Origin of the sequence: Streptomyces sp. NPDC026672 (assembly GCF_040638185.1) — a bacterium.
Classification (GTDB): domain Bacteria; phylum Actinomycetota; class Actinomycetes; order Streptomycetales; family Streptomycetaceae; genus Streptomyces.
The window spans coordinates 178,406-194,603 of record NZ_JBEZXS010000011.1; the positions used below are offsets into that span (position 1 = coordinate 178,406).

Genomic DNA, 16,198 nt, shown 5'->3' on the forward strand with positions numbered 1-16,198 from the left:
GCCTCCCACGCCCTACCCTGCGTCAGTCGGCGGCTGGCCGATGCCGCGCCACCCGTCGGGGTCGACACCACCGGGCACCGGAGCCCCCTGGTCGTACGGCTGACGCGTGAAGACGAACGAGCCGAGGTCGAGATGGCTCACGGACCCGTCAGGCCGTCGTACGGCCTTCAGGAGCTCTCCGGCGTAGTAGCCCTCGAGCCCGGTCCAGGTGCCGTCACCGTTGGCGCGGAACCGGGAGCGGCGGCCCTTCCCGGACAGCGGCTCCAGCGAGACCAGCCCGTCGGCGGTCACCCGGAGGGCGCAGCCGTGGGTGCCCCAGTACCACTGGCCCGCCAACTCCAGTACGGCCGGGTCCACTTCCCGCAGCGGCCGCCAGGGCTCGGGAATCCGGGGCTCTGCCTCGGCGACGATACGGACGAGATCGGCGCCGATCGCGGAGATCGGCGGGCCCGAGGTGCAGTTGGCCAGCACGACGGCGGCCACGTCGTCCTCGACGCTGAGGGTGAGGCTCGCCAGGAAGCCGGGCAGCGAGCCGGAGTGGCCGACGAGCAGCCGGCCGTCGCGGTGCTGGATCTGCATGCCGAGGCCGTAGGCGGCACCATCCGCGACGTCCGACGCCTCGGCCGGGGCCGCGGGCGTCCTCATCTCCCGAACGGACTCGGCGCTCAGCACACGGTCGTCGCCGTGGGCCAGGAAGACCGCGAACCGCGCCAGGTCGGCGGTCGTGGACCACAGCTGTCCCGCCGGCGCCATACGGCCGAGGTCCTCGACCGGCTCGGGCAGGAGGACGTCCGCCCACGGGTGCACGGCCCAGCCGCCCGCGTGGGGCGCCCGCGGCTGTCCGCCCGTGCGGTCCAGGCCGAGGGGTTCAAGCACCTCGCGCCGCAGCACCTCCTCCCAGGAAGCGCCGCGCACCTCCTCCACCAGGGCGCCCAACAGCGTGTATCCGGGGTTCGAGTAGTGGTGCCGCCGCCCGACGGGGTGCAGGAACGGCTGCGCACCGAGCACGTCGCTCAGCTCGGGGCGCAATGAGCCGGGCGTCCGCTCCCACCAGGGCGCGGGCGACTCCGCCGCCAACCCGCCCGTGTGCGCGAGCAGTTGAGCGACGGTGGCCTCCCCCGCGCCGGTGCCCGGCAGATGCTTCTCCAGCGGGTCCCCGAGGTCGAGCAGTCCCTCGTCGCGCAGCCGGAGGACGAGGACGGCCGTGAACGTCTTGGTGATCGACCCGATCCGGTACTGCACGTTCTCGTCGGGTCCGTGCCCGTCCACACTCGTGCGCGCCCCGTGCCACACCGCCCGTCCATCGCGCACGACGGCCGCCACCAGCGACGGCGCCCGCCCCTCGGCCTGCGCCACGGCGATCCGCCGCACCAACGCCCGCCGCGTCCCCGCAAGCAACCCGTCGCCGGCCACCACACCATCAGAAGAAGTCGTCATCCCCCCAGTCCATCCGCAGAATCCCCCGGGGTCGAATCCATTTCCCGCCCCGAGCCCCGATGCCGACAGGGCCGAGGGGACCGGTCAGGTCTGGGCCATGTCCACGAAGCGGGAGTAGTGGCCCTGGAAGGCGACCGTGATCGTGGCTGTGGGGCCGTTGCGGTGCTTGGCGACGATCAGGTCGGCCTCGCCCGCGCGGGGGGACTCCTTCTCGTACGCGTCCTCGCGGTGCAGCAGGATGACCATGTCGGCGTCCTGCTCGATGGAGCCGGACTCACGCAGGTCGGAGACCATCGGCTTCTTGTCGGTGCGCTGCTCGGGGCCACGGTTCAGCTGGGAGAGCGCGATGACCGGGAGCTCCAGTTCCTTGGCGAGGAGCTTGAGGTTACGGGACATGTCCGAGACCTCCTGCTGACGGCTCTCGGCCCGGCGGGAGCCGCCGGACTGCATCAGCTGGAGATAGTCGATCACGACGAGCTTGAGGTCGTTGCGCTGCTTGAGCCGGCGGCACTTGGCGCGGATCTCCATCATCGACAGGTTCGGGGAGTCGTCGATGTAGAGGGGCGCCGCGGACACGTCGGGCATCCGGCGGGCCAGCCGCGTCCAGTCCTCGTCGGTCATCGTGCCGGACCGCATGTGGTGCAGGGCGACCCGCGCCTCGGCGGACAGCAGACGCATCGCGATCTCGTTGCGCCCCATCTCGAGCGAGAAGATCACGCTCGGCAGGTTGTTCTTGATCGAGGCCGCCCGCGCGAAGTCCAGCGCGAGCGTGGACTTGCCCATCGCGGGACGGGCCGCGATGACGATCATCTGGCCGGGGTGCAGCCCGTTGGTGAGGGAGTCGAAGTCGGTGAAGCCCGTCGGCACACCCGTCATCTCGCCGCTGCGCGAGCCGATCGCCTCGATCTCGTCGAGCGCGCCCTCCATGATGTCGCCGAGCGGCAGATAGTCCTCGCTGGTGCGCTGCTCGGTGACGGCGAAGATCTCGGCCTGCGCGCTGTTGACGATCTCGTCCACGTCGCCGTCGGCCGCGTATCCCATCTGTGTGATGCGCGTCCCGGCCTCCACCAGGCGGCGCAGCACGGCCCGCTCGTGGACGATCTCCGCGTAGTACTCGGCGTTCGCCGCCGTCGGCACCGTCTGGACGAGCGTGTGCAGATACGAGGCGCCGCCGACCTTGTTGATCTCGCCGCGCTTGGTCAGCTCGGCGGCGATCGTGATGGGGTCGGCCGGCTCACCCTTGGCGTAGATGTCGAGGATCGCCTGGTAGATCGTCTCGTGCGCGGGCTTGTAGAAGTCGTGGCCCTTGAGGATCTCGACCACGTCGGCGATGGCGTCCTTGGACAGCAACATGCCGCCGAGGACGGACTGTTCGGCGTCGAGGTCCTGGGGCGGCACCCGCTCGAAGGACGCGCCCCCACCGTCCCAGTTGCCGTTCTCCCGGCCCCGGTCGTGCTGCTCGTCCCGGCCCCGCCCGCCGTCCCCGCGCCGGCGTGAGGCGGGCAGACGATCACTGGGTCCGCTGTCGGCCCACGGGTCGTCCAACGGCTCGGAAATGCTCACCGAGCCACCCCCTCCCGTCCGCCCGGCGGACCTAGCCGTGTCCTCAGTTCTACGGCACGGCACTGACATTCAGAGACGCCCGGCTCCGCCTCGAACGCGTCGGTTTTGTGAGGGTTCACAGGCCGACGAGGACAGCGGGCGCCGCACCACGTTAGGCCCCTCGGCACCCTCAGCCAATCTGGTTATCCACAGGCCATGTGGACGACGGCCCCGATGCTGTGGAGAACCCGGCAAAACCTGTGCACGACCCGGTGGACAGTGCTGTGAACAAGCCCTCGATCATCGTGATCAAGCACGTCTGACCTGCACTTTTCCCATCCACCGGCTGTGCAGAAGAAAAACTTCCCCAGTCGGACCAAGATCAGCTCGAACGGCATACGAGTGCACACGCCCCAAGACCCTGAGTAAGGGTCAGTGCTGGTTTGTATCCATTACCTGTGGACGATTAGATTAGTGCTCATGCCACAGGCCTCCGTGATACCCAGGGACACCCGGCGACGGCACGACCGGGAGATCGTCGCGCTCGCCGTCCCGGCCTTCGGCGCGCTGGTCGCCGAGCCCCTGTTCGTCATGGCCGACAGCGCCATCGTCGGCCATCTCGGCACGTCCCAGCTCGCCGGTCTCGGTGTCGCCTCGGCCCTGCTCACCACCGCGGTGAGCGTCTTCGTCTTCCTCGCCTACGCCACCACGGCGGCCGTCGCCCGCCGCGTCGGCGCGGGTGATCTCCCGTCGGCGATCCGCCAGGGCATGGACGGCATCTGGCTGGCCCTGCTGCTCGGTGCCGCCGTCATCGCCGTCGTGCTACCGCTGGCCCCCTGGCTCGTGGACCTCTTCGGCTCCTCCCACACGGCAGCCCCGTACGCGACGACGTATCTGCGGATCTCCGCTCTGGGCATCCCGGCCATGCTGGTCGTGCTCGCCGCAACCGGTGTGCTGCGCGGGCTCCAGGACACCAGGACCCCGCTCTATGTGGCCGTCGGAGGCTTTGTCGCCAACGGGGCCCTGAACACCGTATTGGTCTATGGCGCCGGCCTCGGCATCGCGGGCTCCGCCTGGGGCACCGTGATCGCGCAGTGCGCCATGGCGGCGATCTATCTCACCGTGGTGGTCCGGGGCGCCCGCAGACACGGGGCATCGCTGCGTCCCGACGCCACCGGCATCCGCGCCTCGGCCCAGGCCGGCGTCCCCCTGCTCGTCCGGACGCTCTCGCTGCGGGCGGTCCTTATGATCGCCACCGCCGTGGCGGCCCGTCTCGGTGACGCGGACATCGCCGCCCACCAGATCATCCTGTCCTTGTGGAGCCTGCTGGCCTTCGCCCTGGACGCCATCGCGATCGCCGGTCAGGCCATCATCGGGCGCTATCTCGGCGCCGACGATCCACAGGGCGCCCGGGACGCCTGCCGCCGCATGGTCCAGTGGGGCATCGCGACAGGGGCTGTCCTCGGCCTCCTGGTGGTGGCAGCCCGGCCGCTCTTCCTGCCATTGTTCACCGGCGACTCCCTGGTGAAGGACGCCGCACTGCCCGCCCTGCTCATGGTGGCGCTCTCCCAGCCGATCTGCGGTGTGGTGTACATCCTGGACGGCGTACTGATGGGTGCCGGAGACGGCCCATATCTGGCCGGGGCCATGGTGGTGACCCTCGTGGTCTTCTGCCCGGTGGCGCTGCTCGTGCCGAGCTTCGGAGGCGGTCTCACCGCGCTCTGGGGAGCCATGACCCTGATGATGCTGGTCCGGATGCTCACCCTCTGGGTGCGCACCCGCTCCGGACGCTGGATCGTGACGGGCGCGACCCGCTGACCGTTTCACGTGAAACACCGCAGGGCCGCACGTTTCACGTGAAACATGCCCGCCGATCAAGCGAGTTGAGGCACATGCAAGGGGCCGCACCCAGGAAGGGTGCGGCCCCTTGTGCACTGCTCAGACCGAGCGCGGCGTTCAGGCCGAGATGACCTCGACGCTGACCTTCGCGGCAACCTCGGGGTGCAGACGCACGGACGTCTCGTGAGAGCCCAGGGTCTTGATCGGCGAACCCAGCTCGATACGACGCTTGTCGACCTCGGGGCCACCGGAAGCCTTGATCGCGGAAGCGACGTCGGCCGGGGTGACGGAACCGAAGAGACGGCCGGAGTCGCCCGAACGGACGGCCAGGCGGACCTTCACGCCCTCGAGCTGAGCCTTCACGGCGTTGGCCTGCTCGATGGTCTGGATCTCGTGGATCTTGCGAGCACGACGGATCTGCTCGACATCCTTCTCGCCACCCTTGGTCCAGCGGATCGCGAAGTTCCGCGGGATCAGGTAGTTGCGAGCGTAACCGTCCTTGACGTCGACGACGTCGCCGGCGGCACCGAGGCCGGAGACCTCGTGAGTGAGGATGATCTTCATGAGTCGGTCACCCTCTCCTTAGCGCGCGGTGGACGTGTAGGGCAGCAGCGCCATCTCACGGCTGTTCTTGACGGCCGTGGCGACGTCACGCTGGTGCTGCGTGCAGTTGCCGGTCACGCGGCGGGCACGGATCTTGCCGCGGTCGGAAATGAACTTCCGCAGCATGTTCGTGTCCTTGTAGTCCACGTACGTGACCTTGTCCTTGCAGAAAGCGCAGACCTTCTTCTTCGGCTTGCGCACAGGCGGCTTCGCCATGGTGTTTCTCCTGTGTGATCAAGAAGTTGGGGTACGACCCACCTTCGACCGGAAGGTCTAGAAGGGGGGTTCGTCCGAGTAGCCGCCACCGCCGCCGCCGGAGCCTCCGCCCCAGCCACCGCCGCCCTGGCCGCCACCGGCCGGAGCGCCGGTCGCCCACGGGTCGTCGGCCGGAGCGCCGCCCTGCTGACCGCCGCCGGGGCCACCGCCCCAGCCGCCGCCACCCTGGCCGCCCTGGCCACCGCCGCCGTAACCGCCCTGGCCACCGCGGCCACCGCCGGCGGTCTTGGTGACCTTGGCCGTGGCGTTGCGGAGGCTGGCGCCGACTTCCTCGACGTCCAGCTCGTAGACCGTGCGCTTGACGCCCTCACGGTCCTCGTAGGACCGCTGCTTCAGCCGGCCCTGCACGATGACGCGCATGCCTCGCTGGAGCGACTCGGCGACGTTCTCCGCCGCCTGACGCCAGACCGAGCAGGTGAGGAAGAGGCTCTCGCCGTCCTTCCACTCGTTCGTCTGGCGGTCGAAGGTGCGGGGAGTGGACGCGACGCGGAACTTCGCGACCGCCGCACCGGACGGGGTGAAGCGCAGCTCGGGGTCATCGACAAGATTGCCGACGACCGTGATGACGGTCTCGCCTGCCATGGGGGAACCTCTCGGCGGGTTTGCTGCTGGCTGCTTGCTGCTACTCGAATCCCGAGATCAGCTGAGCGGAAGGCTCAGTGGGTCTCGGGGCGGAGGACCTTGGTCCGGAGGACCGACTCGTTCAGGTTCATCTGGCGGTCGAGCTCCTTGACGACCGCAGGCTCGGCCTGAAGGTCGATGACCGAGTAGATGCCCTCGGGCTTCTTCTTGATCTCGTACGAGAGACGACGACGGCCCCAGGTGTCGACCTTCTCCACCTTGCCGTTGCCCTCACGGACGACGGAAAGGAAGTTCTCGATCAGCGGGGAGACAGCGCGCTCCTCGAGATCGGGGTCGAGGATGACCATCACCTCGTAGTGACGCATGTGGAACCCACCTCCTCTGGACTCAGCGGCCACGGTCGTTCCGTGGCAGGAGGGTTGTGATGCGTACGCAACGGTATCGGCCACCACTGACAATCGGGGTGGTCCCTCGGGATTCCCGGCCAGGGCCTGGGCAGACACCGGTGCAGACGGTACAGCCTACCCGCACCCGCCCTTCCGGTTGAAATCCGGCCGCCGGGGCCGTCAATCTGTACACATCGGGTGTGTACGGCGCTACCGTGCGCCGCCTTCCGCAGGAGGTGCCCCATGGCACAGGCATTGCGACCCAACACCGCCGGCTCCCTGTTCGCCACCGACGGCAAGCCCCATCCGCTCCAGGACGCGCTGCTCGCGGTGACCGCGGCGCTCGGGCTGACCGCCTTCGTCTCGTCGTTCTTCCACAGCCTGCACCTGCTCAGCTCCTGGACCGGCCTGGTGGGCATCCTGACCGGCCTCTACGGCCAGTGGATCTCCGAGACCACGCGTGAACGGTTCGGCCTGATCCTGGGTCTCGGTGCCGCCGGCATCGGCTTCTTCATCGGCATGGCGCACGGTGGCCTGTTCGGCGGGCTCTTCTGACCCTCCGGACCCACCCTCCGGACACCCCGTCGCCCCCTCCGGAACGCCCCGGTGCCCCCAGGCCGGGGCGTGGGTTCCGTACTGCCCAGTCAGGGCGCTCGCGGGGCGCAGTAGGCTTCGGCGCGAGAGCCGGAGCCCCTGTACCCATGGGGACACACCAGCCCGAGGAGCCCCCCGAATGAGCCTGACCCTGAGGACGATCAGTCGCGAGCAGCACCTGGCGTACATCCAGAGCCTGCCGTCGGCGAGCCACATGCAGGTCCCGGCCTGGGCAGACGTCAAGGCTGAGTGGCGCTCCGAGAGCCTCGGCTGGTTCGACGACCGCACGGGTGAGCTGGTCGGCGCCGGTCTCGTCCTCTACCGGCAGCTCCCCAAGATCAAGCGCTATCTGGCGTATCTCCCCGAGGGTCCGGTCATCAACTGGTTCGCGCCGAACCTGGACGACTGGATCCAGCCGATGCTGGCGCACCTCAAGCACCAGGGCGCGTTCTCCGTGAAGATGGGCCCGCCGGTGATCATCCGCCGCTGGGAGGCCAACTCCATCAAGGCGGGCATCCAGGACCCGGACGTGAAGCGGCTGCGCGACATCGAGGCCGACTTCATCGAGCCGCGCGCCTTCGAGGTCGCGGACAAGCTCCGCCGCATGGGCTGGCAGCAGGGCGAGGACGGCGGCGCCGGCTTCGGCGACGTCCAGCCCCGCTACGTGTACCAGGTGCCGCTCGCCAACCGCTCCCTGGAAGAGGTCCACAAGAACTTCAACCAGCTGTGGCGCCGCAACATCAAGAAGGCCGAGAAGGCCGGCGTCGAGGTCGTCCAGGGCGGCTACCACGAGCTGGAGGAGTGGCAGCGGCTGTACGAGATCACCGCCGTGCGCGACCACTTCCGGCCGCGTCCGCTGTCGTACTTCCAGCGCATGTGGACGGCGCTCAACACCGAGGACCCCAACCGGATGCGGCTGTACTTCGCCCGGCACAACGGGGTGAACCTGTCCGCGGCGACCATGCTGATCGTCGGCGGGCACGTCTGGTACTCCTACGGCGCCTCCGACAACATCGGCCGTGAGGTGCGGCCCTCCAACGCGATGCAGTGGCGGATGCTGCGCGACGCCTACGCGCTCGGCGCCACCGTCTACGACCTGCGCGGCATCTCCGACTCGCTGGACGAGACCGATCACCTCTTCGGTCTGATCCAGTTCAAGGTGGGCACCGGTGGACAGGCGGCCGAGTACCTCGGCGAGTGGGACTTCCCGCTCAACAAGCTGCTCCACAAGGCGCTCGACATCTACATGTCGCGCCGGTGAGACCGGGCCTTCGGGTTCCATAAACTTGCCTACCTCTGAAACACGGCAGCCACGAGAAAGGTCCCGGGTCCGGCCATGGCGCTCACGCTCTACGTCGACACCGCGCGCTGGCGGGCGCACCACAAGCACGTGCAGGAGCAGTTCCCGGGACTCGTCCCGGTCTGCAAGGGCAACGGCTACGGTTTCGGGCACGAACGGCTGGCGGAGGAGGCGACACGGCTCGGCTCGGACGTCCTCGCCGTCGGCACGACGTACGAGGCCGCGCGCATCAAGGACTTCTTCGGCGGTGACCTGCTGGTCCTGACGCCCTACCGGCGCGGTGAGGAGCCCGTCCCGCTGCCCGACCGGGTCATCCGCTCGGTGTCGTCGGTGGACGGCGTGTACGGCCTCGTGGGGGCCCGTGTCGTCATCGAGGTGATGTCCTCGATGAAGCGGCACGGCATCAGCGAGCAGGACCTGCCGCAGCTGCACGCCGCCATAGAGAACATCCGCCTGGAGGGCTTCGCCATCCACCTGCCGCTGGACCGCACGGACGGCTCGGACGCCGTCGAGGAGGTCATCGGCTGGATGGACCGGCTGCGGGCGGCCCGGCTGCCGCTGCACACGATGTTCGTGAGCCATCTGAAGGCCGACGAACTCGCCCGGCTGCGCCAGCAGTTCCCGCAGACCCGCTTCCGAGCCCGCATCGGCACGCGGCTGTGGCTGGGGGACCACGAGGCCACGGAGTACCGCGGCGCGGTCCTGGACGTCACGCGGGTGACGAAGGGGGACCGGTTCGGCTACCGGCAGCAGAAGGCGGCCTCCGACGGCTATCTGGTGGTCGTGGCGGGCGGAACGTCGCACGGGGTGGGCCTGGAGGCCCCGAAGGCCCTGCACGGCGTCATGCCGCGCGCCAAGGGCGTGGCGCGGGCGGGCCTGGCCACGGTCAACCGGAACCTGTCGCCGTTCGTCTGGGGCGGCAAGCAGCGTTGGTTCGCGGAGCCGCCGCACATGCAGGTGTCGATCCTGTTCGTGCCGTCGGACGCGCCGGAGCCCAAGGTCGGCGAGGAGCTGGTGGCCCATCTGCGGCACACCACCACGCAGTTCGACCGGTCGGTCGACCGCTAGGCAGGTCCCGGGACAGCGGGAAGGCCGTACACGCGCAGTGCGTGTACGGCCTTTTTCACGGCCTGCCGACCGGCTGTTCGCTCAGAGCGAACCCTCGGCGGAGGGCGCCGGTCCATGGCTTCCCCACTGCACGGACGGCCCCTCGATGTGGGCGGCGTGCCGCGCCGGACGGGCGGCCGTGCCCAGGACGAAGACGTCCTCGGCGCCGTCGAGCACTCCTCCCGACGGGTCGTCGTCGCCGGAGCGGCGTACCACGTCCCGGTCCGGCAGCAGGATGTCCCGGACGACCACGGCGCACAGGTACAGCGTGCCGAGCAGATGCACGGCGATCGCCCAGTGGTAGCCGTGGGTGGGCAGGCCCTTGTGGGCGTCCCCGCTGGTCGTGTACGCGAGGTACATCCAGATCCCCAGGTAGTACGCGACTTCGCACGCCTGCCAGATCAGGAAGTCCCGCCACTTCGGCCGGGCGAGCACGGCCAGCGGCACCAGCCACAGGACGTACTGGGGGGAGTAGACCTTGTTGGTGAGGATGAACGCCGCGACGATCAGGAACGCGAGCTGGGCGAAGCGCGGCCGGCGCGGGGCCGTGAAGGTGAGGACCGCGATGCCGGCGCTGCACGCCACCATGAGCAGCATGGCGAGCGTGTTGACCGTGTCGGTCGTGGGCGGGGTGCTCGTGTTCTGGGCCCAGATCAGCCAGAACGAACCGAAGTCCACGCCGCGTTCCTGGCTGAACGTGTAGAACTTCGACCAGCCGTCGAAGGCGAAGAGCATCACCGGAAGGTTCACGACGACCCAGGCGACCGCGGCGCCGCCCAGGGCCTTGCCGAAGTCCCGCCAGCGGCCCGCACGCCAGCACAGGACGAGCAGGGGGCCGAGGAGCAGCACGGGATACAGCTTGGCGGCCGTGGCGAGCCCCAGGAGGACGCCGAACGCGAGGGAGCGGCCCCGGGACCACATCAGCATCGCCGCGGCCGTCAGAGCGACCGCCAGGAGGTCCCAGTTGATGGTGGCGGTCAGCACGAAGGCGGGCGCGAGGGCGACCAGCAGGCCGTCCCAGGGGCGCCGGGCCTGGGTGCGGGAGACGCAGACGGCGATGACGGCCGCGCACACCATCAGCATTCCGGCGTTGACGAACCAGTACCACTGCTCCTGGTGCTGGATGCTGCCGCTGCCGGGCGTGAGCCAGGCGGCCACCTCCATGAACACACCGGTGAGGACCGGGTATTCGAGGTAGTCCATGTCGCCCGGGAGCTTGTCGAAGTAGGGCACGAGCCCGTCCGCGAAGCCACGTCCCTGGTAGAGGTGCGGGATGTCCGAGTAGCACGCGTGCGTGTACTGGGAACTCGCGCCGAAGAACCAGGCGCCGTTGTAGCAGGGCGCCTTCTGGACGAGGCCGAGGGCGAACATGCCGATCGCCACGACAGCGACGACCCGGACGGGCGTCCACCAGGACGTCCCGAGCAGGGCGCGCCGCCCGATGGGGCCGCCGATCAGCTCACTGCCGGCCGCGGCGACCTCGTCCTCCCGGGTCGGTCGTACCGGCTCCGGCTCGTGGACGCTCGCGGGCGTCGTTTCTGCACTGGGCATGGGGCACATCCTGCCGTACGCGCCCCGGAATACGGCGAGGGCCGCCGCACCTCACAGGTGCGGCGGCCCATGTTTCACGTGAAACACCCGTAGCGGGCGATATCGCGGCTAGTTCTGGCCGTCTCCGGGGAAGATGCCTCCGTTGCCGCCTCTGGTGGTGCCGGTCGACTCCGTCGCGGTCGGCGTCGATGAGGGGTCCTCACCGCCCGGACCGCCCCCGCCGCCGGGACCACCGTTGCCACCGGGACCACCGTTGCCGCCACCGCCGTCGTTGCCGCCGTTCGAGCAGCCGAAGAAATTGCAGGACTCGGAGGTCGAGGGCGTCGGAGCACTCGGCGTCTCGCTCGGGGTCTCGCTCGGCGTCTCACTCGGGGTCTCGCTGGGCGTGACCGACGGGGTGGGCGACGGGCTCGGCTCGGCGTTCAGGACCTCACCGATGGGCTCCGGCGTCGGGAACTTCTCCACCGGCTGGCCCTCCAGCGCTTGGGACATGTAGTCCTGCCAGATCTGGGCCGGGAACGAGGCGCCGTGGATCTCCTTCTCGCCACCCGTTCCGTACATCTCCAAGAACGTACGGTTCTTGTTGTTCGCGTCGTCGTCTATCCGGAACATGCTGATCGCGGTGGACAGCTGGGGCGTGTAGCCGACGAACCAGGCGGACTTGTTGCCGTCGGTCGTACCGGTCTTGCCCGCCACCTCACGGCCGGGGAGCTGGGCACTGGTACCGGTGCCCGCCTTGACCACGGTCTGCAGCACGTTGGTCACGTTGTCGGCGACCTTCGCGGAGAACGCCGGCTTGGCCTCCGTCTTGTGCGTATAGACCGTCGCGCCCTGCTTCTTCACCTCGGCGACCGAGAACGGCGACCGCTGCTGCCCGCTGGCCGCGAAGGTGGCGTACGAGCCGGCCATGCGGATCGCGCTGGGGTCGGACGTACCGATGGAGAACGAGGGGAACCTGGAGCTGGCGAAGCTGCCCTCCAGTAGACCCGCGTCCAGAGCGGCCTGCTTGACCTTGTCCAGACCGACGTCCATGCCCAGCTGGACATAGGCGGAGTTGACCGAGAACTGCATGGCCTGACGCAGGTCGATCTTGTAGTCGGGCGGGTCGCCCTTCGACTCGTCACCATCGTTGGTCTGGAGCCACTCCTTGCCCTTGTCGTCCGTCCACACAGAGCCGTCGTACTGCCGGATCTTCAGCTTGTTCTTGCCGCTGTAGATGCTCTTCGGCGAGGCGATGGTGCGCTGGCCCGACCCGTCCGGGTCCTGTACACCCCACTGCATGGCAGCCGCCAGCACGAACGGCTTGAACGTCGACCCCACCTGGGCTCCGGTCGAGTCGGCGTTGTTGGTGAAGTGCTTGGTCGCGTCCACACCGCCGTAGATCGCCTTGATGGCCCCCGAGGCCGGGTCCACCGACGCACCGCCGAACTGGACGTACTTGTCCTTGTCCGGACGCAGCTCGGGCTTGATCTTCGCGTTCCGGACCTTGTTGACGGCGGCCTCGAGCTCGTCGACCTTCTTCTTCTCGAAGGTCGTCCGGATCGTGTAACCGCCCTTCTGGAGGTCGTCGGCGGTGATGTCCGTGTTGTTGACGATGTACGCCTTGGCGAGGTCGACCAGGTAACCGATCTGACCGCTCAGTCGGCTGTTCGAGCGCGGGCTCTGGGACTTGGGAAGCTCGCGGTACTTGTCCCGCTCGGTCGCGCTCAGATGGCCGTACTCGACCATCTTGCTCAGCGTGTCCTGCATCTGCCGCTGGGCCCGCAGCTGGTTGGCCTGCGGCGTGGCCGACGGGTCGAGCGACGTGGCGCCCGCCGGGTCGTAGTACGTGGCGCCCTTCAGCATCGCCGCCAGGAAGGCGCACTGACCCGGGTTCAGCGCCTGGGCGTCCTTGTCGAAGTACGCCCGCGACGCCGCCTGGAGGCCGTACGCGCCCCGGCCGAAGTACGCCGAGTTCAGATAGCCCGCCATGATCTCGTCCTTGGGGACCGTGGCGCCCACCTTGATGGCGACGAAGATCTCCTTGAACTTGCGGGAGATGGTCTGCGACTGGTCGTCCAGCATGGCGTTCTTGACGAACTGCTGGGTGATGGTCGAACCACCCTGCGTCTGACCGCCCCTGGCCATGTTGAAGACGGCGCGCGCGATGCCGTTCGGGTCGACACCGCTGTCGGTCTCGAACGTCTTGTTCTCCTGGGAGATGACGGCGTACCGCATCTCCTTGGGGATCTGGGAGTAGGGGATGATCTGGCGGTTGACCTCACCACCCGTGGCGACCATCGTCTCGCCGTTGGACCACTGGTAGACGTTGTTCTGGGCCGTCGCGGTCTTGGCGATGTCCGGCACGCCCACCATGGCGTAGCCGATGCCGGCCACCGCCACCAGGCCGCCCATGAAGCCTATGAACAGGCCCGTCACGAGCTTCCAGGACGGCACCCAGCGCTGCCATCCGTACCTGTCCGCGCGCGGATAGTCGATGAGCCGCTTCTTGCCGGGCGCGGCGGCGGCGCGGCCCCTGCCGCGGCCGGGGCCCGTCGGCCCGTCGGGCCCGGCCCCTCTGCGACGGCCGCCGCCGCTTCTCTGGGCAGCACGCCGAGCGTCGGCGCGGCCGCCGTACGGCCGCTCCTCTTCGGCCCCGGACCCCTCCTGTCCATAGGAGTCGGCAGGTGACCCGGTGGCGCCTCGCGGTGCCGCACGGCGACCGGCCGAGCCGGGCTGACCGCGTCGGCCCGCGGCGCGTCCGCCTCCCTGCGGCTGCGGCGGTTTGCGACGGTGCTCGCTCATCGAACGATTACTCCTCGGGCAGGCGCACCCGTGCGCGCCTGGAAACGGCGGCTGGTTTCCGGTCCCCCCGAAGTACGGATGTGGTCGTTCCCTCATTCACCCGTACTGCACCGACGACGATGACGTCCTCAAGCGTCACTTGGTTCCCGGCAGTCTGCATGCCGCACAGACTACGCACCGTCAAAACCCTCCTAGCGCCGAAGTTCACCCCAAACCAGGCAACTTGTTCACTACGAATCGGTGATGTGATCCCGTTCACCATTTCCCCTCTTGTCGCACACGGGAGGCCGTTCTATCGTCGTGATGTATCGAGTCGATACATCAGAGCGAGATAGCACGCGGTGACGACAGGAGGAGGCGACGATGAGCCGGCGTTCCGGGATCCTCGAGTTCGCTGTACTCGGCCTGCTCCGCGAATCTCCGATGCACGGCTACGAGCTGCGCAAACGACTCAACACGTCCCTGGGTGTCTTCCGGGCGTTCAGTTACGGAACGCTCTACCCCTGCCTCAAGACGCTGGTCGCCAACGGCTGGTTGATCGAGGAACCGGGCAACACCCACGAAGACGCCCTGGCCGCCCCCCTGGCGGGGCGCCGCGCCAAGATCGTCTACCGGTTGACGGCGGAAGGTAAGGAACACTTCGAGGACCTGCTCTCGCAGACGGGCCCGGACGCGTACGAGGACGAGCACTTCGCCGCCCGCTTCGCGTTCTTCGGGCAGACGTCGCGGGACGTGCGCATGCGCGTCCTGGAGGGCCGCCGCAGCCGGCTGGAGGAGCGTCTGGAGAAGATGCGCTCCTCCCTGGCGCGCACCCGGGAACGCCTCGACGACTACACGCTTGAGCTCCAGCGCCACGGAATGGAGTCCGTGGAGCGCGAAGTGCGCTGGCTGAACGAGCTCATCGAGAGCGAGCGGGCCGGACGGGACCTGACGGGTCCCGCCTCCGGAGGGACCGCTCGGCACGACACCACAACGGGAGCGACGGGCGGCCTGCCCCGTCCCGGGGACATCCCCGGGACGGATCCGCCCGGCGACACCACCACGTGAAGCCCAGCCAGGGCCTCACACGTACACACAGGGAGCAACCGGAATGGGTTCGGTTCGCGTAGCCATCGTCGGCGTGGGCAACTGCGCCGCGTCGCTGGTGCAGGGAGTCGAGTACTACAAGGACGCCGACCCGGCGTCCAAGGTCCCCGGACTGATGCACGTGCAGTTCGGCGACTACCACGTCCGTGACATCGAGTTCGTGGCGGCGTTCGACGTCGACGCGAAGAAGGTCGGCCTCGACCTCGCGGATGCCATCGGCGCCTCCGAGAACAACACCATCAAGATCTGCGACGTGCCCAACACCGGTGTCACCGTCCAGCGCGGTCACACCCTCGACGGTCTCGGCAAGTACTACCGCCTGACCATCGAGGAGTCCGAGGCCGAGCCCGTCGACGTCGTCCAGGTCCTCAAGGACAAGCAGGTCGACGTCCTCGTCTGCTACCTGCCCGTCGGTTCCGAGGACGCGGCGAAGTTCTACGCCCAGGCCGCCATCGACGCCAAGGTCGCCTTCGTCAACGCCCTCCCGGTCTTCATCGCCGGCACCAAGGAGTGGGCGGACAAGTTCACCGAGGCGGGCGTGCCGATCGTCGGTGACGACATCAAGTCGCAGGTCGGCGCCACCATCACGCACCGTGTCATGGCGAAGCTGTTCGAGGACCGTGGTGTGGTCCTCGACCGCACGATGCAGCTGAACGTCGGCGGCAACATGGACTTCAAGAACATGCTCGAGCGCGAGCGCCTGGAGTCCAAGAAGATCTCCAAGACGCAGGCCGTCACCTCCCAGATCCCCGACCGGGACCTCGGCGAGAAGAACGTCCACATCGGCCCGTCCGACTACGTGCAGTGGCTGGACGACCGCAAGTGGGCCTACGTCCGCCTGGAGGGCCGTGCCTTCGGTGACGTCCCGCTGAACCTGGAGTACAAGCTCGAGGTCTGGGACTCCCCGAACTCCGCGGGTGTCATCATCGACGCCCTGCGCGCCGCGAAGATCGCCAAGGACCGCGGCATCGGCGGCCCCATCCTGTCGGCGTCCTCGTACTTCATGAAGTCCCCGCCGGTCCAGTACTTCGACGACGAGGCCCGCGAGAACGTCGAGAAGTTCATCCGCGGCGACGTCGAGCGCTAGTCCTCCGCACCACAACTGCTCCTG

At 68.6% G+C, this 16,198-nt stretch carries 14 protein-coding genes; 6 read left to right on the plus strand and 8 right to left on the minus strand.

The window, feature by feature from the left end; genetic code table 11:
* Positions 1–12 precede the first annotated feature (12 nt).
* The gene (locus tag AB0F77_RS15730) at positions 13–1,437 is read right to left on the minus strand and encodes a serine hydrolase domain-containing protein (RefSeq protein ID WP_361947582.1); all 1,425 of its coding nucleotides are present in this window, start codon (positions 1,435–1,437) and stop codon (positions 13–15) included.
* Between the two features lie 84 nt (positions 1,438–1,521).
* Positions 1,522–3,000, minus strand: coding sequence for a replicative DNA helicase (gene dnaB, locus AB0F77_RS15735; RefSeq protein WP_361947585.1), 1,479 nt, complete (start codon positions 2,998–3,000; stop codon positions 1,522–1,524).
* Between the two features lie 459 nt (positions 3,001–3,459).
* Here dnaB and AB0F77_RS15740 point away from each other — a divergent pair, with 459 nt between their 5' ends.
* Positions 3,460–4,797, plus strand: coding sequence for an MATE family efflux transporter (locus AB0F77_RS15740; RefSeq protein WP_361947588.1), 1,338 nt, complete (start codon positions 3,460–3,462; stop codon positions 4,795–4,797).
* 138 nt (positions 4,798–4,935) lie between these two features.
* On the opposite strand, the gene rplI is transcribed toward AB0F77_RS15740, so the two are convergent.
* The 4 genes from rplI to rpsF form a co-directional block, all read right to left on the minus strand.
* A complete protein-coding gene (gene rplI / locus AB0F77_RS15745; protein ID WP_361947591.1) occupies positions 4,936–5,382 on the minus strand; it encodes a 50S ribosomal protein L9 in 447 nt (148 codons plus the stop codon).
* 18 nt (positions 5,383–5,400) lie between these two features.
* Positions 5,401–5,637: a 30S ribosomal protein S18 gene (gene rpsR / locus AB0F77_RS15750; RefSeq protein WP_003949403.1), complete on the minus strand. Its 237-nt coding sequence runs from the start codon at positions 5,635–5,637 to the stop codon at positions 5,401–5,403.
* Between the two features lie 57 nt (positions 5,638–5,694).
* Positions 5,695–6,279, minus strand: coding sequence for a single-stranded DNA-binding protein (locus AB0F77_RS15755; RefSeq protein ID WP_361947594.1), 585 nt, complete (start codon positions 6,277–6,279; stop codon positions 5,695–5,697).
* A gap of 74 nt (positions 6,280–6,353) precedes the next feature.
* Positions 6,354–6,644: a 30S ribosomal protein S6 gene (gene rpsF / locus AB0F77_RS15760; protein ID WP_006604399.1), complete on the minus strand. Its 291-nt coding sequence runs from the start codon at positions 6,642–6,644 to the stop codon at positions 6,354–6,356.
* A gap of 264 nt (positions 6,645–6,908) precedes the next feature.
* On the opposite strand from rpsF, the gene AB0F77_RS15765 reads away from it, so the two are divergent.
* The 3 genes from AB0F77_RS15765 to AB0F77_RS15775 all read left to right on the plus strand — a co-directional run bounded on the left by AB0F77_RS15765 (position 6,909) and on the right by AB0F77_RS15775 (position 9,627).
* Positions 6,909–7,220 (plus strand): hypothetical protein, encoded by a 312-nt coding sequence (locus AB0F77_RS15765; protein WP_361947597.1) that lies wholly within the window; start codon positions 6,909–6,911, stop codon positions 7,218–7,220.
* Between the two features lie 178 nt (positions 7,221–7,398).
* On the plus strand, positions 7,399–8,520 hold the full coding sequence (gene femX / locus AB0F77_RS15770; protein ID WP_361947600.1) for a peptidoglycan bridge formation glycyltransferase FemX: 1,122 nt from the start codon (positions 7,399–7,401) through the stop codon (positions 8,518–8,520).
* A 75-nt stretch (positions 8,521–8,595) separates the two neighbouring features.
* Positions 8,596–9,627 carry an alanine racemase gene (locus AB0F77_RS15775; RefSeq protein WP_361947603.1) on the plus strand — a complete coding sequence of 344 codons (1,032 nt, stop codon included), beginning with the start codon at positions 8,596–8,598 and terminating at the stop codon, positions 9,625–9,627.
* A gap of 81 nt (positions 9,628–9,708) precedes the next feature.
* On the opposite strand, the gene AB0F77_RS15780 is transcribed toward AB0F77_RS15775, so the two are convergent.
* Both AB0F77_RS15780 and AB0F77_RS15785 read right to left on the minus strand, forming a co-directional pair.
* Entirely contained in the window at positions 9,709–11,217 is a 1,509-nt protein-coding gene (locus AB0F77_RS15780) for a glycosyltransferase 87 family protein (protein WP_361947606.1), read from the minus strand.
* A 108-nt stretch (positions 11,218–11,325) separates the two neighbouring features.
* Positions 11,326–14,001, minus strand: a complete 2,676-nt coding sequence (locus AB0F77_RS15785; protein ID WP_361947609.1) for a transglycosylase domain-containing protein — start codon at positions 13,999–14,001, stop codon at positions 11,326–11,328.
* A 363-nt stretch (positions 14,002–14,364) separates the two neighbouring features.
* Between AB0F77_RS15785 and AB0F77_RS15790 the strand changes: the two genes are divergently transcribed.
* Positions 14,365–15,048, plus strand: a complete 684-nt coding sequence (locus tag AB0F77_RS15790) for a PadR family transcriptional regulator (RefSeq protein ID WP_361947612.1) — start codon at positions 14,365–14,367, stop codon at positions 15,046–15,048.
* A 43-nt stretch (positions 15,049–15,091) separates the two neighbouring features.
* Positions 15,092–16,174, plus strand: coding sequence for an inositol-3-phosphate synthase (locus AB0F77_RS15795; RefSeq protein ID WP_361947615.1), 1,083 nt, complete (start codon positions 15,092–15,094; stop codon positions 16,172–16,174).
* Positions 16,175–16,198: the final 24 nt, after the last annotated feature.